A 22076-nucleotide genomic window follows, 5' to 3' on the forward strand; every position below is an offset into this window, starting at 1 on the left:
GAGGAATTCCATCCTCGCGGAGCGTCTTCGGGGCGTGACGTGGCCATTGAGTAGATGACGATGGCGCCTCGTCTTTTCCTGGAACCTGTCCACCGTACCAGACACGGGATGCCTTGATTCGAGCGCGTCCTGCAGGCGGTTGACCTGTGCGTTGAAGGGGGCGACGACGAGGATTTTGCCGGGCGTGACCTGCTTCGTCTCGCCCTTCTGGTTCGTCCAGCGGCTGCCCTTCTTGAGGAGCGTGTCGACGAGGGCTTGACGGCCTTCACTTCTTCGTCTGGAGGCGTTCCTGCTGCCGTCGTGCTGGACGGGCACGAACCACAGCCCCGCGCCCTCGTAGGGCGCAAGGGCGCCGGAGAGCTTCTGTCAGTTTCTGCTCGGGCGCGATTCGAGGCGGCCTTCGTAGAACAGCGCTCGGACGTGAAGGCGCAGATGGCGGGCGGGAGGCGCCACGTCTTGTCGAGGAAGACGCCCCGTGTTCGGGGGATGGTCTCGTTGCCCCGCGAGGACGTGCTCGAGGGCCGAGGCGTCGACGCCGTGGGTGGCCGCCGGTGCGGCTGGTCGAGCTGCTGCGGGTCGCCGAGGAGGACCGTCCGCGGAGTTCCCCGTTCGCGGCCGACCCGAGGATGGGCCACCGCATTGCGACGGCCACGGCATTGGCGAGGGAGAACTGCCCGGCCTCGTCCACGACGTGGACGTCGACCCGCTGCACTGCCAGCTCCTTCGCGGGACCAGAGCCAGGCCGTGCCGCCGACCAGACTTGCGCGGACCCTGTCGTCGAGCGCGGCCAGGACGACGGCGTTGTCGGCGACTACCTCGATGCCAGGCGTCCGGGTCCTCCCGCTTCTCCCCCACTTCTGACGCCGGAGAGGGAGCCTTTCTTGCGCGAGCGGCGACGCGGACCTCGTCGAGAAGGTTGGGGATGTCCTCGTGGGTGACGGCGGTGACGCCGACCCGGAGGCCCGGCGTTGGCGCAGGCGAGGATCATCCGGCGCCGAGCCAGGTCTTGCTGTCCGGGCGGGCCCCTGGACGGCGAGGACCGAGCGATGGAGTGGACCGACGCGGAGGGCGGTTTGCCGGGGCATCACCTCCTCCCCCTGCGAGCGCCGACCGCGCCCTTCTCGCGGCGGACCTGCCGACTAGGAGGTACCGCGACCGGCCGACTCGGGGTGACGCCGCGCTAGCGCCGTCGCGCCGCCAGACTCGCCGAGCCGGGAGGACGACTGCGTCGGACCCCACCTGCGAGTGATCGCGGGGCGAGGACGGGTGGTCCGCCTGGTCGACGCGGTTGACGACGGAGATGCTTGCCACGCGGCAGGCGGCGGGTCGAGGGAATCGACGGTGCCGAGGGACTCTGGCGTGCTGGTGAGCAGCTCGTCTGCTCGCGCCCTCGAAGTCCTGGGCATCGAGACGGTCCCTGGGTGCCTCGAAGGTGTACCCCACCGGGGCGTCGCTTCCGCCCGAACTCGTCCGGCCGCTGACGACGGCGCGCCGACCAGGACCGGTCGCCGACCAGCCGGCGAGGTCCATAGCGTCAGCCGGTAGAAGTCCCACCACGCGGACCGGTCCTCGCGGCGGTGGAACCCGAGCATGGGCGAGAAGCCAGCGGGCGTGCTGCTCGGGCGTGCGGTCGGCGTTCTCGTCGGGCACGCCCTTCAGAGCGCGTCCATCGCGGCCTGCACTTCGGCGCTGCGCTTCTCGACCTTCTTCCGAGGCGGTGCCGTCGCCGAGCGGCGGGCGCGGGGCGGCCTGGGCCGCAGGGTTTCGAGCCAGTCGCGCAGGCGGAGGGGCGAGACGCAGTCTTCCTCGTTGTAGGGCGACGAGGTCTTTGACTTCGGGGGGTGAGGACGGCGAGGTCGCCCGTCTGACGCCCGATTCGAGGCGCCGGGCGCGCTTCCGGCGTGGCGCAGGTCGGCCTTGCGCGTGAAGTCGTAGAACGGCTCGAGCTTCTGATGAGTACGACTCGACGCTGGCCCTCAGGCCCTGCTTGACGACGGCGCAGAGGTCGACGAACAGCTCGGCGCGCAGCATGCGGTCGAGCTCGCGGGCGCGTGGCGTGCCGGCCGGTGAGCCTCTTGAACGCGGTGGGCTCGTAGGGCGCGTAGTGGTAGACGTGCATGCCCGGGTTGGCTTTCCAGAAGCTCGCCGATGCGGTCGAGATCGTCTCGAAGACGTCCTTCTCCTTCGCGTCGGTCTCGGCCCCAGAGGCTGAGGTGGGGACGTCCCCCGCCCTTCGGGCCGAGGACGGTCATGCCGAAGAGGTACTCCGCGGGCCAACGGCTGCAAGTGGTGCGCCTCCGAGGTCGAGGAAGACGTCGCCGGGCGAGGCTCGGGCAGACGCAGGAGGCCACGGCCCTCTTCGGGGGCAGCAGCTCGTGGACGGGCTTGCCGGCACGGCGCCCGCGAGCTGGACGCGGGCCTGGTGGTGGGCCCTTCTCGAGCGAGTCCGTCGAGCACTTGGCCGGCTTGAAGGAGATGGGGAAGACGAGGTCGGCGAGGCGCTCGAGCGTCTTGACGTCGATCGATTCGAACTCGCGCCGGTTCAGGCGCGTGATGCCGGCGACGAGAGGTGGTCGTCGCCGTGCCTGCGTTTGTCGCATTGCTGGTCCCAGCGGCAAACGAGACAGTGGTCGGTGGGCTCGGGGTAGTTGGCGGCGAGAAGCGCCTCCGCATCGGAGGCTGCGGCTTCCTCGGGCGCCGCTTGACGAGGCGGTAGTAGGCGGCGAAGTCGGAGACGCGGTATTCCTCGGGGCGATGGGCGTGACGACGTGGAAGAACTCGGGCTGGACGCCCTGCGTGACGCCGAGAAGCTCGGAGTAGAACGATAGCTGGAGGATCGTGCTGCCGCGCGTCTCACGGGTGAGCTTCGTGTCGATGGCTTCGTACGAGAAGGGCCGAGGGAGCTGGGCTTTTCGACCTTCTGGAGGAAGTCGGGCCGGCCGAACCAGCCGTCCGCCGCGAGCGCACCCTGCGCGATGGCGGGCTTCCCCGCCTTCATGGCTTCGGTGGTCCGGGTGACGGCGTCGGCGCCTCCGAATTCGGTCAGATCGAGGACGGGCGATCCGCCCTTTTCGATCTTCCCTGTGTAGTCCTTCTCGTGGGCGAGCCCACGGTTGATGAGGAGGTCGAGGAAGGGGTCGGGGTACTTCGGCGGCTTCTTGCGCTTGCCGAACGCAACCTCGACGTCGAGACCGGTCAGATGCCGGCACGCGAGGAAGCGGCCGAGGTCGGTGGCGGCGAGGGTGAGGAGCCGTCGACAACATGCATCAGGCGGCTCCGTGGAGAGATAGAATGAAAGCCGCACAGGAGTCCACCGTGACGTTCGCCCGCATTACCGTCAATCCCGAACAGATGGGTGGGGTCCCGGTCATCCGTGGCCTGCGGATCCCGGTCGCCACGGTCGTGGGGATGGTGGCCGACGGGATGACCACCGCCGAGATCGTCAAGGCGTTTCCGGATCTCGTCGAGGAGGACGTCCGCGAGGCCCTTCGATACGCGGCCGAGGCCGTTCGGGAGCGGGAGCTTCCGCTGTCGGTCGGTGCGTGAGATTTCTCGTCGACAACGCGCTCTCTCCCGTGGTTTCGGAGCTGCTGAGCGCCGCTGGCCATGACGCGATTCACGTCCGCGACCGAAAGCTGGCGGCGGCGCCGGACTCGGAGATCTTCGAGGTCGCGGCGGCGGAACACCGGGTCATTGTCTCGGCCGACACGGATTTCGGCACCCTGCTCGCAGTTCAAAACGCGAGCGCTCCCTCGGTGATCCTCTTCCGGAGGGCATCGCAGCGCCGGCCGGAAAGCCAGGCGGCTCTTCTTCTGAACAACCTGGTCGCTGTTGCGGATGCGCTCAAGCAAGGTGCGATCGTCGTAATCGAGGAGGATCGAATCAGGATTCGGATGCTCCCGACCGGAGCTCGCGAAACCTGATCCCGTCGGCGCGTCTGTTTGGACCCCCCTCATGCCGCTCCGTAGTCCTTCCTCATCTGCGCGATCTCCGCCCTCATCTCCCCCACCAGCTCCTTCGGCCCCAGCGCCTTCCCGAACCTGCCCAGCGACAGCACGGAAGCGCTTAGCCTCGATGAGGAGCCGGCCGGAGGTCGAGGACGACGTCGCCGTTCTTCAGCGCCTCGAGCTTCTGCGCGGGGTGCCAGCGCACTTCGGTGATCCAGGGGGCGATCTCCCTGGCGACTTTGACCTTGAAGCGGAAGGGCTTGCCGCCGACGTAAGAGGCCGATGGAGTCGCCGAAGTGCGTGGCGGCGTCGAAGTCCTTCGGCGGGGTGAAGTGGAAGTTCGTGTTCCTCGCCTCTTTGATGCGGGCGAGGTAGAAGGTCTTCGTCTTGCCGTCCTCAGGGTCGCGCGCGGAGGAACCAGTCCCAGTTCATGTGGACGAGGACGAGCGGCTCGACGAGGCGCGCGAGGATTGGCCCGTGGGCTTTTTGTAGTCGATGTCGAGCTGCGTCTTTTCCCGGAGGGCGTTCGCCGTGGCGGCCCACACTTCCTTCGCGATGGCGCGCACGGGTTGCGGATGCACCCAGAGCTTCTCGACCATCGACGACGGCTGGATGCGCACCGATTCCGGCAGGAGGCGCGCGATGCGGTCGAACGTGGCCTTGAGGTCCTTGAGGACGGGCGTGCCCTCGTAGATCTGGAAGACCTTCATGGCGACGCCGATGGCGAAGAGGTCGGCGCCGGAGACGTCGAGGAACGGGAAGCGCCAGCTCGGGTCTTCGTAGACGAAGGAGTGCTTCTTGCGGTCGAAGACGACGGGGGCCTCGAAGTCGGTGCGGATCTGCTCGACGAACCGCTGGACGGTCTTCGAGGACGTTTCCCAGCGTGCGGCGAGGGACTCGCACGTGACGGGGCGCCCCCGGCGCACGAGGTCGTCGAAGTCCAGCAGCCGCCGGAAGTACGGTCGGTCGTTGAAGGGCATGAGTTCATCGGAGGGTTGCAATTCCCCGGCCAGCGCGTAATCGGGCATGTGCATCAGATAGGCGTGCCGCCCGGACAGGGGATGTCCGGGAAGTGTCGGGAAAGGTGCAAACGCATCAGACGAAAAATGGCGGGAGGGGCACGGACACGGTCTGTCCGTCTCCGGAACGAACATCTCTCGGGGCGGTTGATCGATGCTGCTTTTCCCGTTGGGTCCGGAGGATCGCGAGGTGCGGCGCTGGCCGTGGGTGACGATCGCAATCGTCGCCCTGAATGTCCTCGTCTTCGTCGTCGCCGGGCCGGCGGACCGGACCCCGGGACTTTCGGCGCGGTGGGGCTTCATCGCGGGGACCGAGCCTGTGGAGCGCCGTCACGGCGGTCTTCGTCCACGCGGACCTCTGGCACCTCGCCGGAAACATGATCTTCCTCCTCGCCACGGGGCCGTTTCTCGAAGACGCCTACGGGCGCGTGCTCTTCCCGGTGATCTACCTCGGATCGGCGATCTCGGGCTGCTACGCGTGGGCAGGGCTCGGCGCCGACTCCCGGACATCGGGAATAGGGGCGTCGGGAGCCGTCTTCGGCGTGGAGGGGGCGTTTGCGGTCCGATTCGGGACGAGGTACCTGCGGTTCTTCCTGGCGCCGCTCGGCTTCCTGCCGTTCCTGGGCTTTCGTATCCGCGTGCGGGCGGCCGTCGATGCTTCTGATGGCTTCGTGGAGCAGTGGCTTCTCGTGGGGAGTCCGGACGCCAGCATCGGCTTCGGCGCTCACGTGGGCGGATTCGCGTTCGGGATGCTGGCGGCCGTCGCCGTCTGGGCTGCGGGAATCGAAAGGCGCCGGATCCATCCCGCCATCGAGGCGCAGATCGGCTGGCAGCAGCACCCGCTCCTCGTCCGGGCGAGGGAGGCTCGCTTCGCCGGAAACCCGGCCCACGCGCGGCGTGACGTGAGGCGACTCCTTTGGGAAGACCCGGCGAACGCCGACGCGTGGGCGCTGGCGGCGCGGCTGGCGCTCGACCTCGGCGACGGAGCCGAAGCGGTGCGCTGCGCGGGGCGGGCGATCCCGCTCTATCTGGGAATGCGCGAGAGCGACCCTGCCGCGGACGTGGCGCTGGAGGTGCTGCGAAGGGCGCGCCCGTACCTCTCTCCGCGGTTCGGGGGCCTGGCGGCCGCGCTCATGGAGAGGCGCGGGCAGACGGTGGACGCGATCTCGATCTACGAAGAGGTGGCGGCGCGCTTCCCCGCGGACGACGCGGGCCGGCGCGCGGCCGCACGGCTCAGTGAGCTGCGGCCGAGGGTCTTTACGACTTCCCCGCTACCGGGCCACTCTCTTCGGTAGCTCCTCCCGAAGTACTCGGCGAAGCGTCGTCTCAAGCGGCTCCTTCCGCGCCGTGATGTGTTCTCGGGCGCCACGTTGATCAGGTTCTGGTAGCTCCCGCCGTAAAGGCGTGCACCTGATCACGGAACCAACGCAGGACATCCTCGTCCAGGCGGATGGTGATTCGCTCTTTCCCCCGCGGAACGGGGACGATCGCGCCTCGCTTGCCTTTGCTGAAGTCGTATTCGTTCTTCATCGAGTCACCCTTCGTACTGCTCGCGCTCGAGCTTTGTCGCCTTCCGCGCTGAGATGATCCGGATTCTGTCGGCGAATCGTATGCACATTCGTACATATCCGCAAGCCTGGCCCGTGCGGGCCCTCGGACACCCCTTGTCCCCGTCTCCGCCCTACATTCGCAGGGAGAAGGGAGGTCGATGAACGCAAGAACAACACGAAAGACGAGGGCCGCGGGCGGCCCGAGCCGCTCGGAGCGCATCGCCGGATGTCTGCTCGGCGGCGCGGTGGGCGACGCCCTGGGGGCGCCGATCGAGTTCCTGAGGCTGCCGGAGATCCGCGAGCGCTTCGGCCCCGGCAGGGCTGACCGATTACGCGCTCGCGTACGGAAAGCTGGGCGCGATCACCGACGACACGCAGATGACGCTCTTCACGGCCGAAGGCCTGCTGCGGGCGATGTGCCGGGGCGCGACGAAGGGTATCTGCGACGGGCCGACCGTCGTCTACTTCGCCTACCTGAGGTGGCTCAAGACGCAGGGCTACGACTCCAAGAGCGAGAGCTTCCGCTTCGCGACCGAGGACCTGCCGCGGTTGGATCCGGAAGGAACGTATCCCAACGGCTGGCTGTCGACCGTGAGGGAGCTGCGCTCGCGGCGCGGGCCGGGCAACACGTGCCTCGCGGCGCTCCAGTCCGGGAGGTTCGGGCGCGTGGAGGATCGCGAGCCCATCAACGACTCGAAGGGCTGCGGCGGAGTGATGCGTGCGGCGCCGGCGGGCATCGTCGGCGAGACGGTGGAACGCGCGTTCGAGCTGGGCTGCCAGACGTCGGTCATCACGCACGGTCACCCGACGGGCTGGCTGGCCGGCGGTGCGCTGGCCGCGATGGTCTTCGAGCTGCTCGCGGGGCGGACGCTGCGCGCCGCCGTCGACGAGGCGCTGCGCCTGCTGCACGACGGTTCGCGCCCACGCGAATGCCGCGACGCGCTGAGCGCCGCGGTGGAGCTGGCCGGAAAGGGACAGCCCACCGCCGAAAAGCTGACGACGCTGGGCGGCGGCTGGATCGCCGAGGAGGCGCTCGCTATCGGCGTTTACGCGGCGCTTGCGTGCAAGACATACGAGGAGGGCGTGCTCCTCGCCGTGAACCACGGCGGCGACAGCGACAGCACGGGCTCGATCGCCGGGAACATCCTCGGGGCCGCACTGGGCCGCAAGGCGATTCCGAAGAAGTGGCTCGAGCGACTCGAGCTGAGAGACGTCATCGAGACGATTTCGGCGGATCTCGCAACGGGGTTCGAGGAGGCGGACGAATGGTGGCGAAAGTACCCGGGATGCTGAAGAAGCCTTCTCTCGTTCAGGTGCGGTTTCCCGAACCGCCGGCAGCACTCTCGAGAACGACCTCGGGATGCTTCGCAACGACCCGGAGCAGGACCTTAGCGCTGCCCTCCGGCCTGCGCCGGCCCTGCTCCCAGTTTCGAAGGGTTGCGACACTGATGCCCATGAGTGCCGCGAACTTCGACTGCGTGAGTCCGTATCGCTCCCGGAGCAAGCGGACGTCAGGCTCCGCGAACTTCGTCGTGCGAGCAGCGCGGCGCGAACCGCGGAGGATGGCGCCACCCTCGCGCACGCTGGCCAGGAGCTCGTCGAACAGTTCCTTCTTCATGGGTACTCCGTTTCAATTACGCGCTTGAGCGCCCGCTTCTGTGTCTCCGACAGGTCGTCCCGTTCGTTCTTGGCATATGCGAGCAGCATCACGATGCGGGCCGTGGCCTGATGCCAGAAGTAGATGATCCTGATTCCGCCCCGCTTCCCGTGCCCCGAGCCGGCCCACCGAACCTTCCGAAGACCCCCGGTGCCCGGGATGAGCGCCCCCGCATCCGGGCGGCCCGCGAGCAAGGCCTGAAGGTGCCGGTAGTCTTCATCCTTCAGGAGCATCCGAATCCGTGCCGTGAACGGCCCGGTTTCCACGATGACCACCCGGAGATGATACGCCATTGGCGTATGCCTGGGGGATTCTCCCTTCCCCGGACAGCCCCTGTCCGTGTCTCCCCACCAGATTGATGGCGAGAAGGGAGATCCATGAGCGACAGGAAGACACGGAAGAAGCCCTGCCCGAAGTGCGGGAGCCCCGAGGTCGTTCCCATCGAGTACGGCTACCCAGGGCCGGAAATGATGGCCGCGGCAGAGAAGGGGCTGATCGAGCTGGGTGGGTGTTGCGTCTCCGGCGACGACCCGCGGAAGCACTGCAAGGCTTGCGGCGAGCAGTTCGACCATCCCGCGACTGCGCCGCAATCGCGGCGCCGCTATACTGCCCAGCCGTAAACCATCCCACGCCGACTGTGTTTCGAGGAGGCTTCGTGACCGACAGCATGCTCTCGAGTTCCTCGTCCGAATTCCCTCCCGTCCCTCCCGCAGAAAGACGACGAGAAGCGGAGCCACCACCGGGCTTACGAGCTGACGCTCGCGAGGACGCGCTACAACTACACGACGAGCTACCTGTATCCGGCGCCGCTCGCGGCGCAGGTGCCGGACTCCGAGAAGTTCACGCTCGCGTACAAGGCGAAGGTCGCGCCCGTGCTGCTCGAGATCGCCAAGAACCTCGAAGAAGGTCCTCGTCGCGCGTTTCGAGGCGCAGCTGCATTCCGACCTTCCTCCGATGCCGATGCCCTGGATGGTCGCGCTGAGGGTCGCAGTCGACGATGCGGAGAAGCAGTTCTCAGGTCTCAGCGGGCTGAACATCCCCGGCGACCTCGCGGCCATCCACCGAATCTTCGAGGCGCTTCACGACGGCCCGCCGGAGCTCGTCGAGTCGTACAAGAAGCTCGCCGAGATCCCCATGCTCGTGGAAGGGCTCGAAAAGGCGCTCACGAAGTCGCTCGCAGACCTGACGGACGTCGGCATGACCTCGTTCCTGAGGGACACGCTCTACGAAGTCCTGAGGACTCCGGAGAGGGGCGACGCGTACCTTCACGCGAAGGACATCGCCGAGTTCGCGACGCTGTACCAGGCCTTCGCCGGGCCGCCCGCCGTGATGAACTTCCGCCCCGAGCCGTGGATGCACCTCGCGCCCGGCCAGCAGGTGTGGGAGAGCGATTGGTATTTCGGCTGGATCCAGATCGCCGGCTTCAACACGTCGAACCTCAAGGGCGTCTTCCTGGCGGGCGCCGCGCCGGAGATGGCGCTCGACCTCAACACGCTGCTTTCGAAGATGCCCCCCGGGGACGGGATGCTGCGGCGCGCCCCGGGCGGATCCTCGCGTCACGCTGCAGGGGGCGGCGGAGACGGGCCGCCTCTATGCGCTCGACCTCACGATGCTCGACGGCGTCCCGACGAGCAAGCTCCACGGGGACCAGCGCTACCTCACGGCGCCGATCGCCCTCTTCTACTGGAACCCCAGCCCGGGGCGGGCTATCCGGAGGGCCGCGGCAGCCTGCAGCCCGTCGCGATCCAGCTCGGCCAGAAGAACGATCCGGCCTCGTGCCCGATCTTCCTGCCGGGCGGCGACGCGGCCGCGTGGAAGCTCGCGAAGTTCTTCGTGCTGAACGGGCTCGCCGTGCAGCACGAGACGGTCGCGCACCTCGGCGCCTGCCATCTCACGATCGAGACGCTCGTCGTCGCCACGAATCGGCAGCTCTCGTACGAGCATCCGATCCTCGCGCTCCTGACGCCCCACTTCCGGTTCACGCTCGACATCAACGAGGGCGCCAAGCACAGCCTCATCATTCCCCACGGCGTGGTGGCTTCGGTGCTGTCGCCGAGCATCGCCGGGAGCCTCGGGATGGTGAGGACGCGCGCCTCGCGTGGCGCTTCGACCAGAACCTGCCGCACAACCTCTTCAAGCTCCGGGGCGTGGACAAGAACCGGCTGCCCGAGTTCCCGTTCCGCGACGACACCGTGCTGCTTTGGGACGCGATCCGCGCGTACGTGCGCGCGTACCTCGCGTGCTACTACGCGTGCAACGACGATGTGAAGGCCGACACGGAAGTGCAGGCGTGGGTCGAGGAGGTCACGAGCCCGGCCGCCGCCGCGTTCCACGGGCTCGACGGCCTCAAGGTCGAAAACGGAACGGCGCGGCTCGACAACTTCGACTATCTCGTCGACATGGTGTCGCTGATCGTCTACACGGCCGGCCCGCAGCACGCGAACGTCAACTACGCGCAGTACCCGCTGATGTCGTACCTGCCGAGCGTCTCCGGGACGACGTACGCGCCGCCCCCTTCCTCCGCCAAGCCCGCTCCCGACGCGTACCTCGCCGTCCTGCCGCCGGTGGACGTTGCGCTCTACCAGCTGTCGTTCGGGTATCTCCTCTCCAGCATTCAGTACGACGTGCTCGGCACGTACTCGGGCAATCCCCGCCGCCCTTACTTCGGCGACGCACGGGCCGAGGCGACGGCCGTCGACTTCCGGATGGCGCTCGCGGCGATCGAGGCCGAGATCCGGAGACGGAACAAGACCCGCCCGCTGCCGTACGAGAACCAGCTGCCCTCGCTGATCCCGAACAGCATCTCGATCTGACGGGCCGGGCCGCGCGTCAGCCGGCGCCGAGGAGCGGGGCGTAGCGCGCCTGAAGGTCGAGGACCTTCGCGTCGGCGCCCCACGCGCCGTATCTCTCCAGCGCGGCGAGGACGTGCGTCCGCGCGGCGCGGGATCGCCCGCTGTCGACCAGCATCTCGGCCGCGAGCTCGTGCGCGAGCCCCGCGTCCTGGAAGAAGCCGTGGTCGATCGCCGCCGCGATCGCTTCCTCGTACTTCCGGAGCGAGCGCCCGGAGCGTCCCGTCGTGCGGAGCCACTCGGCGTCCACGAGCAGCGAGCGATGCTCGAAGTTGTGGGGGCAGGCCCGCGCCCACTTGCGGATGCGGCCGCGCGCGAGGCGGACGCGGACGAGACACGCGAGCTTCGTGAACGCGCCGCCGCGGCGCGCCTCGAGCAACCAGCCGAGGCAGGCAAAGTAGTGCGCGATGGAGAGGAAGAACGTCGCGGGCAGACCGATCTCGCTCACCTTCAGGAGCTCTCGGCCCAACGCGGGGCCGCCGCTTCTCCGGAAGAAGCCCAGGAGGCGCGCGCGGTCGAGGAGGCGGAAAGCGTTCTGTGTGTTGCTGAGCTCGGCGGCGCGCGCGGCGTCGTCGGCGCCGGCGGCAGGGAGGGGGGCGAGGCCCATGAGGGCGTCGACCGCTTCGATCGTCGTCCGGTGCATGACCTCGGTGCCGATCTGTCCCGACGCGCGGATCGTTTCGAGCGCGTCGAGGGCCGTCTGCCGCACCTCGGAGAGCGGCTCGCCCGTCTCGAGCCGCGCTTTCGCCCAGCCCATGTGGCAGTAGCCCGCGAACTCAGCGTCCTCGACGCGCCGGCCGAGCGTGTAGCCCTCGCGGCACCACTGGGCCGAGCGCGCGATCGGCTCTCTCCAGTGCGACACGAACTGCCCCATCGCGTGGTGCAGCTTCGGGAGGAACGCGGCGCCGTCGGGCGCGCCCATGAGGCGCGTGCCGAGGCGCGAGAAGCGCGGCGACGCGCCGTAGAGGCCCACGGCATTGAGCGCCGTTCCGAACCACACGAAGAGGAGCGCGTGCGTGGGCCCGCGGCCGTGGCGCAGCATGAGCGTCAGGCAGTTGCCGATGAGGACGGGCCACAAGTACGGCCGCGAGACGTACGCGCACGCCGTCATCGACGACATGATGCGGATGAGGCGCAGGGCGCGCGGGTCCTCGACCTGCGGGAGCGTGGCGAGCGTCTCGTCCGTCATGTTCCGGACCTTCCAGAGAACGCGGCCGAGGATCCGGGCGATGTCGAGACGGTTCGGGTCCGGGGGCAGCTCGAGGCCGAGCCGCGCGCAGATCTCGAGGCCGGCCGCGATCGCCTTCGGGTACTCGTTGAGCGCCGCGTACGCGAGGATGCGGGCCTCCCATCCGGGCGACTCGTCGAGGGCGCCGCGCGCGTTCAGGGCGATGCGATCCGCCGTGGCGAGCGCCTCGTCGACGCGCCCGAGCGGAATGAGCGTCGAGGCGAGCGCGTGGTCGACCGCGAGCGCGAGGGCGTAGTCGCGCTCGTACGCGCGCTCGGGGAGAAGGGCCCGCGCGCGCTCGAGGTAGGAGACGCCGGTCGAGAACGCGCCCGTCGCGTTCGTGGCCGCCGCGGCACGCAGGTGGAGGCGCGCGACGCCCGTGCGCTCGGCCTCGTCGGAAAGCGCCCCGGGTCCGCCGCGGTCGAGAACCTGGCCGAAGTGGGCGACGGCCTCGAAGAGCGTCTCCCACCGGCCGTCCGCCGCGAGGGCGCCGGCGAGGCTCCGCGCGAGGCTGAGGTGCAGCGCCGTCTGCGCGTCCGCCCGCAGGCCCGCGTAGAGCGCCTCGCGCATGCGGTCGTGGGCGAGGTTGTAGCGCTCCTTCTCGCCCGGGATCGCGACGACCATCTGTTTCTCGCCGAGGATCTGCAGGGCCTCGCGGGCCGCCGGCCGCGGCAGGCCGCTCACCTCCTGCAAGACGTCCGTGTTCACGGGCCGCCCCGAGACCGCGAGGATGTCGAGGAGGCTCCGCTCGTCGACCGACACGCGCGCCGCGCGTTTCAGGAACGACGCCGCCGCGTCGATGCCCGCTCCGTCCGCCGCGCCGAGCCGGCCCTCTTCGAGGAGGTCGCGCAGGATCTCCTCGACGAAGAACGGAAGGCCCTCGCTCGACTCGGCGACGCGCGCCGCGAGCCCCTCGGGCAGCTCGGCAAGACCGAGCATGGACTTGAGGAGGCCGGCGACGTCCTCGTCGTGGAGCGCTTCGAGCTCCACGACGCGCGGCGCCGGGCGCTCGGGCCCCGGCTGGATGAGGCGCGCGAGCGGCCGCCCCGTGACGTCGTCGACGCGGTAGCTCCCGAGGAAGCAGAACCTCGAGCCCGCGCCGGCACCCGTTGCGCCTGCCGTGCCCGACCGGATCGCGAGCAGCGACGACAGGGCGTCGATCGTGCCGTCCCGCGCCCACTGGAGGTCGTTCACGTACGCCACGTACGGCACGAACCGGCCCAGTCCGACGAGGAACTCCGCGATGGCCTCGATCACGCGCCGGCGCTCGGCGTCCGCATTGGGGAGCGGCGGCGTCGGCGCGACCCCCGCGCCGAGCGGGAGCGACGGCACGAGCTTCACCATTTCCGGCGCGTGCGCGTCGAGAAGCGTCTGCGCGCCGACGGACACCGCGAGGCGGGCGGCCTGCAGGACGAGGTTCGCCATCGGGCCGGACTCGGTGAGGTCGCGCTCGAAGCAGTCGACCTCGAGAAATGGGACGCCGCGGAGCTGGACGGCCTGCCGAACCTCTCGCATGAGGCGCGACTTGCCCATGCCGCTCTGCCCCGTGACGAAGAGGCCCGTGTGCCGGTCGCCCTTGAGGCCCGCGTCGATCGAGCGGGTCACGTCCTCCATCTCGCGGGAGCGGCCGACGAAGGCGCTCGAGAAGAGGTAGTTCTCGCGCGTGTCCCGCGTCTCGAGCTCGTACGCGAGGCCTCCGGCGCGGTTGATCAGCTCGAGCAGCTCGCCGGCGCCCGCCGGACGCCCGGAGGGCTCGACGGAGCAGAGCCGCTCGACGATCTCGCGCAGCCACGGCGGGACGCGTTCGGCATGCGCGAGCGCGAAGCGCACGGGCTCGGTCATCTTCTGCTTCAAGAGGACGTCGAGGCCCTGCGTGGCGCTGTAGGGCGTCTCGCCCGTCAGCAGCTTGAAGGCCATGATGCCGAGGCTGTAGAGATCGGCCCGGTGGTCGCCTTCCTTCGCGCCCGCGATCTCGGGCGAGACGTAGTGGGGCGTTCCCATCACGAGCCCGCGGATGCCGCGCAGGCCCGCAAGGCCGAAGTCGACGACCTTCACCTGGCGCTCTCCGCCGCGCGAGCCGACGACGATGTTGCCGGGCTTGAGGTCGAAGTGGACGACGCCGCGGCCGTGGAGGTACGCGAGCGCCCGGATCACCGGCACGAGGAGGTCGAGGGCCTCCTGCCACGGCACGATCCTCCCGGCCGGCGGCCGCGTCGCGGGCGGGGGCGCGTCCGTCGCGGGCACCGGCGCGGAGCCGCTGTCGAGCGTCTCCTCCTCGGCGGGAGGCGCGGCGGCCAGGAAGCGGTCGAGCGGCACGCCCGGCAGGAGCTCCATCGTGAAGAAGAACGCGTCTGCGCCCGCCACCTGCTCGAAGTCGTAGACGCGCGCGACGTTCGGGTGCCGGAGGGAGGCCATCGTCTTGAACTCGGTGCGAAACAGCTCGACCGTGTTCCGAAGCGGGTGAAGAAAGATCTTGAGCGCCGTCGGACGGCCCGGAAAGAGCTGATCGTCGACGCGGTAGACCCCGCCCATTCCCCCGCGCGCGAGGAGGCGGTCGACGCGATAGCGCCCGTTGATGACGAGGCCCGGCTGGATGAACGCGTCCGTCGGCCGCGACGACGCGCCCGCTCCCGTGCCGCCCGGAACGCTCGGCGTGTCGAGCGTCGTTTCCGCGTCGTCGGCGGAAGGTCCGCTGATCGCGCTCGGGCGAGACGACATCGGAAACCTCCGCCCGTACCCTTCGCCTCCGGCGTCGGACTCTCGGGACTTGTGTACCGAGTCTCGATTGCGACCCGGGTTCTGTCAAGGGACGGGCCAACCCGGCCCCGACGCCTGCGCCTATAGTGGTCGCATGCGGGCGGCTCCCTTTCGCCCCCTCTCCTTCCGCGGGATTCGCTCGATCATTTCGAGAACAACCGGAGGGTACGACCATGACCCCTTGGCGACTGTCCCGTCTCGTTCTCCGCCTGGCGCTGTTCCTCGGCGTGGCCGGCGTTTCCGCCGTGAGCAATCCTCTGACCCCGACTCCCACCCCGGCGCCGGCCGCCGCCAAGGCCATCGCGACTCCCTCCCTGCTTCAACCCGCCAGGAACGTGGCGCTGCCGGGCCAGATGTCCGGCGAGATTACGAGCGGCATCCCGGGCAGGTCGATTCGTGACGTCTTCGCCACCGCGAAGAACATCGTCCTCGACGTGCTCGACGCGAACGGCAACAAGGTCGGCGCGATCACAGCGGAGGACAACCTCGACGGCAAGACCGGCCGCTACAGGATGGACCGCGACAACCCCCGCCACTTCAGCGTCCGGGCGCCCGCCAGCTGGCTCGGCGACCAGCTTCAATGGCAGTACTACCAGCAGTGGACGACGGGCGACGACCGCCACAACGTCACGAACGTCGTCCTCAAGAGCGTTTCGGGCCCGCCCAAGTGGAGGGGCGTGAAGGGCGACATCACGGGAAGCGTCGCCGGGTACTCAGCCGCGCAGTGGTTCGGCGGCAGCGACAAGATCTGGCTGAAGGTGTGGGACGCGAGCAACAAGCTCGTCGAGACCGGCATGTCCCACCCGGGCTACGGCGGTGCGCCCGCCAGCTACGACATCAAGGTCGACAATCCCGCCGGCGCCCGGGTCGAGGCGCCGCATCTTCACAACCAGGTCGCGTTCACGTGGGACTACGAGGTCAAGTCGGACGTCGGCGGCGTGAGGACCATCGACGTCAAGCTCAAGAAGGTCGACCCCCTCGTCGTCATCACCTCGCCGGCGCCCGGCAGCCTGATCTGGATCAACAAGCCGGTGAAGATCAGCTGGTCCGGGCCGCCCGCAGACACGCCCGTGATCGTCGGCTACAGCTGGCCCGCGAAGAACATCGGCGACTTCGCAACGGTCTGGACTCTCGAGCCGAACCCGGGCACCTACACCTGGGACATCGCCGCGCGGCACATCGGATACCCGCAACCGTTTCCGATCGCGAGGGTGAAGGACTCCACGTACTCGTCCGGGTTCATCCGCCTGAGGGGCGGCGGCTACGGCAACAATCAGTTCTGGACCTGGGACGCCAAGGTCCCGGTCTTCTTCATGACGCCGTACGTGCGGATCACCAACATCGCCAGCGAGAGCGAGTTCCATGCCGGAGCCAAGCTCACCGTGAACTTCGAGAAGGCCGGGCTCACGACTCCCCAGGTGAAGCTCAGCCTCAAGCACACCTCCGGCAGCCCGATCGTCTGGCACACGTCGGAGAATTCGCTCACGGTTACCCTGCCGACCCAGGCGTACCCCGGCTGGCCCCAGTTCTCCCTGACAGTCGAAGCCGAGGGCGAGAGCAATCCCTACGTGGCCGGCACCGACAGCGTCCTCATCTGGATCAGGCAGTGACCCGGAGAAACCGTGCAACTCATGTGCCCAATGGAGGCGTGCGACACATCGTCGCGCGTGCGCGAGGACAGTTTCGTGCCAACGCCGCCGGTCAGCGCTTCTTCCGCGACCTCTCGAGCTCGGCGATGACCTGCGCCCCGATGAGAAGGACGAGGGCCGCGGCTTCGAGCGTCAGGAGGACGCCGATCGTGCTCGCGAGCGAGCCGTAGACGACGTTGACCATCGAGATCGTCGCGAAGTACCAGGCCAGGATGCGGCGCACGATCTCCCAGAGCACCGTCGCCGTGACGCCGCCCGCGAGCGCGTGGCGGAAGGAGAGACGGCCGACCGGAAGGACCATGTAGAGCGCCGTGATCAGGAGCGCGAGGCCGGCGACGCCCAGGAACCAGAGGATCGCGCGGGAAAGCCCGCCCAGCTCCCACTGGCGGCCGAATAGCCAGAGGGTGTCGCGGCCGACGACCCGAAGGGCGCCCGTGATGATGCTTACGAGGAGAAGCCCCGTGCCGAGCGCGAGGATGAAGAGGTACGGGATGATCGCCGACAGGAGAAAGTGGCGGCGGTGCACGGAGCGGTGGAAGAAGATCACCGACATTGCCCCCTCGAGGACGGTGAAGGCGATCGAGCTGAAGAAGAGAAGCGCCAGGCCGCCGATGCCCGCGATGGCCTCGCGGTGGGCAAGCAGGCTGGACACCTGGTTCATGACCGCCGCGGAGCTACCGGGGAGAAGCAGCTCGACATAGCTCGCGACCGTGGCGAGAAGGCTCTTCTCGTCGGTGAACTCCGAGAACACGACGAGAAGCACCGCGAACAGGGGCACGATCGAGAGGAGCGTGTTGTACGCGACCCCGCTCGCGAGGAGGAACCCCTGGTTCTTCCGGAAGTCCCTGACGACTCGCCCCACGAACTGGATCGCCGGGAGCGTCCGGCTTCGCGACGATGCGGGCATCAGGGAAGAATCTAGGGCTTCGGCGCGCTCTTCTCCACCGGCAGCTCGCTCTTGCGGCTCCACTCGTCCCACGAGCCGTCGTAGAGGAGCGCCTTGTAGCCGAGGCGCCTGGCCGCGACGTACATGACGGTGGCCTGCTGGCCGATGTGGCAATAGGAGACGACGGTGTCCCCCGGCTTGATGCCCGCGGCCTCCATCACCTTCGCCGTGTCGGCCGGGCTCTTCATGGTGTTGTCGTCGTTGACGAGCGTGTCGAACGGCAGCGTCTTCGCGCCGGGGATGTGGCCCGCGCGCGGCATGTTGCCGGCGTCCTCGCCGTCGTAGAACTTCGGGTTGCGCGAGTCGACGATGGCGACGCCGCTCTTCCGGATGCTCGCCTTGACGAGGTCGAGATCCGCCACGAGTTCCGGGCGGGGCTTCGCGGTGATCTTTCCCGGCTTTCGCTGAATCGCCGACGCGGGGTCGTTCGCGGACTCGATCGCCGGGCCGCCCGCGGCTTTCCACGCGGGCATGCCGCCGTCGAGGATGGAGGTCCTGTCGCCGAGGCCCGCCGCGTCGAGGCTGAAGTAGACGCGCGTCGTGGGCGAGACCCAGTCCTTCGCGAAGTAGACGACGACGCGCGAGTCGTCGGAGATGCCGTAGCCCTCGAGCTTCGCCTTCAGCTGGTCGGGCGGCAGGAGCTGGAGGACGAGCGCGCCCTCGGACCGCGGAAACGCAAAGTCCGCGGGCGTGACCGGGATCGCGCCCGGGATGTGCTCCTTCTCGAACTCGGCCGGCACGCCGACGTGCAGGAGGACCAGGTTCTTGTCCCGCTGGTGCGCGGCGAGCCACTCCGGCGTCACGAGCAGGTCGGAAGCGGGCGCGGCGGTTGCGGCGAGGAGGGCGAGGGCGGCGAGGACGCGCTTCATGGGAACCTCCCGGGGCGGCCCATTCTGCGACGAATGCGTTATGATACTTTAACGCTCAAAAGTATCATTGCTGAGCGCGAGTCGTAACAAGGTATCGAAGAGATGAAGGCTTCCGATCTCTCGCCGGGCAGCTGGGGCCGCCTCGCAGGTATCGCGGGTGGCTACGAGGCCTTCGTTCCGAAGCGTCTGCCTCCGCCGCTGCCGCCCACGTGGGCCCTCGGCTCGGCAGTGTCGCGAGCGGACCGCGCCCTCGCCGAACTGGCGGGCGCGGTCCGCTCGCTTCCGAATCCGCACCTTCTCGTCTCGCCGTTCGTCCACAAGGAAGCCGTGCTCTCGAGCCGGATCGAGGGAACGCAGGCGTCTCTTTCCGACCTCTTCTTCTTCGAGTCCGGGCCCGCCTTCGCGAAGGCCGGCGGAGGCGCGGGCCCGCCGGACGACGTGCGCGAAGTCGCCAACTACGTAACGGCGCTCGAATACGGCCTCTCGCGTTTGGAGACGTTGCCGATCAGTCTTCGCCTCCTCAGGGAGCTCCACGAGCGCCTGATGGACGGCATCGGGCACGCCGGCGTCACGCCCGGCGAGTTCCGAACGCGGCAGAACTGGATCGGCCCGCCGGGTTCGCGCCTCGACGACGCGGTGTTCGTGCCGCCGCCCGTCCGGGAGATGGAGCGTTGCCTCCACGAGCTCGAGTCGTTCGTTCACGCCTCTTCCGATCTGCCGGCTCTCGTCCGCATCGCGCTCGTCCATTACCAGTTCGAGGCCATTCACCCGTTCATCGACGGAAACGGACGCATCGGGCGGCTGCTGATCTCGCTGCTTCTCTGCAGCGAAGGTCTTCTGACCCAGCCCAGCCTCTCCCTCAGTGCGTTCTTCGAGCGCCACCGGAGCGAGTACTACCGGCTGCTTCTCGCCGTGAGCCGGAAAGGCGCGTGGACGGAATGGATCACGTTTTTTCTCTCCGGCGTGGAGGAACAGGCGCGCGATGCGAGCCGCCGGACGAGGACGCTGCTCGACCTCCGCCAGAAGTACCGGGCGCACTTCGAGTCCGCCCGGTCGTCGGCGCTGCTCCTGAAGCTGGTGGACGGCCTTCTCGAAGCGCCCGTCCTGACGATTCCCCTTGCGGCGAAGCGCCTCAAGGTCACCCACCGCGCCGCCACGCTGAACGTCCTCAAGCTCGTGGAGGCAGGCGTCGTCGTGGAGGTCACGGGCCGGGGCCGCAGCCGCGTCTTCGTCGCACGCGGCATTCTCGGAGCGATCGAGAAATGAGCTACGCGGATCTCTGGACCCTCGACCCGGCCGTCGCCTACCTGAACCACGGCTCGTTCGGGGCGTGCCCGGCGGCGATCCTCGAGAAGCAGTCGGAGCTGCGGGCGCGGCTGGAGCGCGAGCCCATGGACTTCCTCGTGCGGCACGCGCCGTCCCTGTATGCGGAAGCGCGCGCGGCCCTCGGTCCGTTCGTCGGCGCCGACCCGGACGACCTCGCGTTCGTCCCGAACGCGACGACGGGGATCAATGCGGTCGTGCGGTCGCTGACGTTCTCTCCCGGCGAGGAGATCCTGACGACGGACCACGCCTACGGCGCGTGCAAGAAGACGCTCGATTACGCGGCCTCCAGGGCGGGCGCGCGCGTGGTCGTGGCTTCCGTTCCCTTCCCGCTTCGTTCCGAAGAGGAAGTGGTCTCCGCCGTCCTTTCGCGCGTGACGCCGCACACGCGCCTCGCGATGCTGGACCACGTCACGAGCCCGACGGCGCTCGTTTTCCCCGTCAAGCGGCTCGTGGCCGAGCTTTCGGCGCGCGGCGTGGACACCGTCGTGGACGGCGCGCACGCGCTCGGAATGCTGCCGCTCGACCTCACGCGTCTCGGCGCGGCGTACTACACCGGCAACGCGCACAAGTGGCTCTGCGCGCCGAAGGGCGCCGCGTTCCTCCACGTGCGGCGCGACCGGCAGAAGGGCGTCCACCCCGTGACGATCAGCCACGGCTACGCCGGCGGCGACGCGCGCTTCCGCGACGAGTTCGACTGGACCGGGACGATCGACCCGACGCCGGCGCTGACGATTCCCGAGTGCATCCGGTACATGGGCGGCCTTCTCCCCGGCGGCTGGCCGGAGCTGATGGCCGCGAACAACGGCCTGGCGTTGAAGGCGCGGGAGATCCTGAGCGACGCGCTCGGCGTTTCGCCGCCCGCGCCGGAGTCGATGATCGGGTCGATGGCCGCGGTGATCCTGCCTCCGCCCGCGCCCGCGAGCCCCGCGGCGCGCCTCGACCGCGTTCGGCTGGCGGACTGGATGCGCGCGCGCGGCTCCGAGCCGTGGTTCTTCGGCTGGCCCCCGTCGGGCGCCGGCAAGCTCGTGCGCGTTTCGGCACAGCTCTACAACACGGAAGCGCAGTACGTCGCGCTCGCGGGCCTCCTCGCCGAGGCGCTGTTCGTGCTTCGGCAGCGCGGCGGGGGCGAAAGCTGAACCGGGTTTGAGTCGCGTCCCCCGCGGTTGGCGCGGTGTATATGTCCCATATATACTTCCCGGGTGAAACGGCAGGACCCCCTCGAGGGGTGCACCGGATTCGACTGGGACGATGGGAATGTCGACAAGAACTGGGACCTTCACCGGGTGGCCTTCTGGGAAGCCGAGGAGGTGTTCTTCAACGAACCCCTCGTCGTTCGGGCCGATCTTCCTCATTCGAACGTCGAAGGGCGATTCGCTGCGCTCGGACAAACCGACGCCGGCCGACTCCTCTTCCTGAGCTTCACCGTGAGACGCTCACTCATACGCATCATCTCCGCGCGGGACATGACCCGCCGGGAGGCCCGCACCTATGAGCACACGAAAGCGTAAGCAGATTCCCGTGTTCGCGAACGAGGGCGAGGAGCGGTCCTTCTGGGCCACTCACGACTCGATGGACTACGTCGATTGGGGGCGCGCGAACCGCCCCGCGTTCCCCGCTCTCAAACCGTCGCTGCGCACGATCTCCCTGCGACTCCCGGAATCGATGATCGGGCAGCTCAAGGTCCTGGCGAACAAGCGCGACGTGCCCTACCAATCGCTTCTGAAGCAGTTCCTCGCCGAACGCCTCAAGAAGGAGATCGCCTGATCAATCCTGCCGCTTGACGCCGGGGCGGCGGGCTTCTACCTTGAATGGGTGAAGAACGGCGCGCGGACCCCCGAAATCGTCGTGGTGCTCACGTCCGTGGGCACCGAGCAGCAGGCGCTCGACATCGCGCACGCGCTCGTGAAGAGGCGCCTCGCGGCCTGCGTGAACATCCTGCCCGGCGTGCGGTCGCTCTTCCGCTGGAAGGGCAAGGTGCAGCAGGACGCCGAGCTGCTGCTCTTCGTCAAGACGCTCGCCTCGAACTTCGAGGCCGTGCGCGGCGTGATCAAGGAGCTGAACGCCTACGAGCTGCCCGAGATCGCCGCGTTCCCTGCCGCGATGGCCGACTCCGCGTTCGCGGCCTGGGTGAACGACTCGTCGACCGGCGACGCGAGCGACGACGACGACGACGACGAGTCCGGCGAGGCGACGATCGATTGACCTTTGATTTGGACCGGCGGCGTGGGTTTTCGGGCCGCCCGGACACTCCCCGCGCCGCCATCTCCCTTACGATTCCC

19 protein-coding genes and 3 pseudogenes are annotated in these 22076 nt (G+C 68.7%); 13 read left to right on the plus strand and 9 right to left on the minus strand.

All coding sequences use genetic code 11. The annotated features are described in order from the left end of the window. The coding region (locus tag IPL89_00005) for a hypothetical protein (GenBank protein ID MBK9061584.1) at positions 1-315 on the minus strand (315 nt) is incomplete at its 3' end. 2782 nt (positions 316-3097) lie between these two features. Between IPL89_00005 and IPL89_00010 the strand changes: the two genes are divergently transcribed. From IPL89_00010 to IPL89_00020, 3 genes are read left to right on the plus strand one after another with little or no spacing between them, the layout of a single operon-like run. Then, positions 3098-3295, plus strand: a complete 198-nt coding sequence (locus tag IPL89_00010; protein MBK9061585.1) for a hypothetical protein — start codon at positions 3098-3100, stop codon at positions 3293-3295. Between the two features lie 20 nt (positions 3296-3315). Continuing rightward, entirely contained in the window at positions 3316-3546 is a 231-nt protein-coding gene (locus IPL89_00015; protein ID MBK9061586.1) for a DUF433 domain-containing protein, read from the plus strand. After that, on the plus strand, positions 3543-3923 hold the full coding sequence (locus IPL89_00020; GenBank protein MBK9061587.1) for a DUF5615 family PIN-like protein: 381 nt from the start codon (positions 3543-3545) through the stop codon (positions 3921-3923). Before IPL89_00015 ends, IPL89_00020 begins: the two co-directional genes overlap by 4 nt. 29 nt (positions 3924-3952) lie before the next feature. On the opposite strand, the pseudogene IPL89_00025 reads toward IPL89_00020, so the two are convergent. Together IPL89_00025 and IPL89_00030 are read right to left on the minus strand one after the other, a co-directional pair. Further along, a pseudogene (locus tag IPL89_00025) lies at positions 3953-4357 on the minus strand (WYL domain-containing protein). A gap of 18 nt (positions 4358-4375) precedes the next feature. After that, positions 4376-4927 (minus strand): hypothetical protein, encoded by a 552-nt coding sequence (locus IPL89_00030; GenBank protein MBK9061588.1) that lies wholly within the window; start codon positions 4925-4927, stop codon positions 4376-4378. Positions 4928-5199: 272 nt separating this feature from the next. Here IPL89_00030 and IPL89_00035 point away from each other — a divergent pair, with 272 nt between their 5' ends. Next, positions 5200-6261 carry a rhomboid family intramembrane serine protease gene (locus IPL89_00035; protein ID MBK9061589.1) on the plus strand — a complete coding sequence of 354 codons (1062 nt, stop codon included), beginning with the start codon at positions 5200-5202 and terminating at the stop codon, positions 6259-6261. Here the strand turns inward: IPL89_00035 and IPL89_00040 are convergent. Beyond that, positions 6238-6496 (minus strand): annotated as a pseudogene (locus IPL89_00040) (BrnA antitoxin family protein). The gene IPL89_00035 and the pseudogene IPL89_00040 overlap by 24 nt on opposite strands. Positions 6497-6674: 178 nt before the next feature. On the opposite strand from IPL89_00040, the pseudogene IPL89_00045 reads away from it, so the two are divergent. Then, a pseudogene (locus IPL89_00045) lies at positions 6675-7809 on the plus strand (ADP-ribosylglycohydrolase family protein). A 16-nt stretch (positions 7810-7825) separates the two neighbouring features. On the opposite strand, the gene IPL89_00050 reads toward IPL89_00045, so the two are convergent. Next, positions 7826-8134 carry a helix-turn-helix domain-containing protein gene (locus IPL89_00050; GenBank protein MBK9061590.1) on the minus strand — a complete coding sequence of 103 codons (309 nt, stop codon included), beginning with the start codon at positions 8132-8134 and terminating at the stop codon, positions 7826-7828. Beyond that, entirely contained in the window at positions 8131-8448 is a 318-nt protein-coding gene (locus IPL89_00055; protein ID MBK9061591.1) for a type II toxin-antitoxin system RelE/ParE family toxin, read from the minus strand. Before IPL89_00055 ends, IPL89_00050 begins: the two co-directional genes overlap by 4 nt. A 102-nt stretch (positions 8449-8550) precedes the next feature. Here IPL89_00055 and IPL89_00060 point away from each other — a divergent pair, with 102 nt between their 5' ends. After that, positions 8551-8793, plus strand: a complete 243-nt coding sequence (locus IPL89_00060; GenBank protein ID MBK9061592.1) for a hypothetical protein — start codon at positions 8551-8553, stop codon at positions 8791-8793. A 334-nt stretch (positions 8794-9127) separates the two neighbouring features. After that, positions 9128-10441 (plus strand): hypothetical protein, encoded by a 1314-nt coding sequence (locus tag IPL89_00065; protein ID MBK9061593.1) that lies wholly within the window; start codon positions 9128-9130, stop codon positions 10439-10441. A 561-nt stretch (positions 10442-11002) separates the two neighbouring features. Here the strand turns inward: IPL89_00065 and IPL89_00070 are convergent. After that, complete coding sequence (locus IPL89_00070) at positions 11003-14968, minus strand: protein kinase (protein MBK9061594.1); 3966 nt, start codon at positions 14966-14968, stop codon at positions 11003-11005. Positions 14969-15180: 212 nt separating this feature from the next. On the opposite strand from IPL89_00070, the gene IPL89_00075 reads away from it, so the two are divergent. Further along, positions 15181-16617 (plus strand): hypothetical protein, encoded by a 1437-nt coding sequence (locus IPL89_00075; protein MBK9061595.1) that lies wholly within the window; start codon positions 15181-15183, stop codon positions 16615-16617. A gap of 91 nt (positions 16618-16708) precedes the next feature. Here the strand turns inward: IPL89_00075 and IPL89_00080 are convergent, their stop codons facing one another. After that, complete coding sequence (locus IPL89_00080; GenBank protein ID MBK9061596.1) at positions 16709-17563, minus strand: YihY/virulence factor BrkB family protein; 855 nt, start codon at positions 17561-17563, stop codon at positions 16709-16711. A gap of 11 nt (positions 17564-17574) precedes the next feature. Continuing rightward, positions 17575-18471, minus strand: a complete 897-nt coding sequence (locus IPL89_00085) for a sulfurtransferase (GenBank protein MBK9061597.1) — start codon at positions 18469-18471, stop codon at positions 17575-17577. A 102-nt stretch (positions 18472-18573) separates the two neighbouring features. Here IPL89_00085 and IPL89_00090 point away from each other — a divergent pair, with 102 nt between their 5' ends. The 5 genes from IPL89_00090 (at position 18574) to IPL89_00110 (ending at position 21999) form a co-directional block, all read left to right on the plus strand. After that, positions 18574-19737: a Fic family protein gene (locus tag IPL89_00090; protein ID MBK9061598.1), complete on the plus strand. Its 1164-nt coding sequence runs from the start codon at positions 18574-18576 to the stop codon at positions 19735-19737. Further along, positions 19734-20933, plus strand: a complete 1200-nt coding sequence (locus tag IPL89_00095; protein MBK9061599.1) for an aminotransferase class V-fold PLP-dependent enzyme — start codon at positions 19734-19736, stop codon at positions 20931-20933. Before IPL89_00090 ends, IPL89_00095 begins: the two co-directional genes overlap by 4 nt. 63 nt (positions 20934-20996) lie before the next feature. After that, positions 20997-21305, plus strand: coding sequence for a BrnT family toxin (locus tag IPL89_00100; protein ID MBK9061600.1), 309 nt, complete (start codon positions 20997-20999; stop codon positions 21303-21305). Continuing rightward, positions 21286-21561: a BrnA antitoxin family protein gene (locus tag IPL89_00105; protein ID MBK9061601.1), complete on the plus strand. Its 276-nt coding sequence runs from the start codon at positions 21286-21288 to the stop codon at positions 21559-21561. Before IPL89_00100 ends, IPL89_00105 begins: the two co-directional genes overlap by 20 nt. Positions 21562-21609: 48 nt before the next feature. Further along, entirely contained in the window at positions 21610-21999 is a 390-nt protein-coding gene (locus tag IPL89_00110) for a divalent-cation tolerance protein CutA (GenBank protein ID MBK9061602.1), read from the plus strand. Positions 22000-22076 lie beyond the last annotated feature (77 nt).

The organism is Acidobacteriota bacterium, from assembly GCA_016716715.1.
GTDB lineage: Bacteria > Acidobacteriota > Thermoanaerobaculia > UBA5066 > UBA5066 > Fen-183.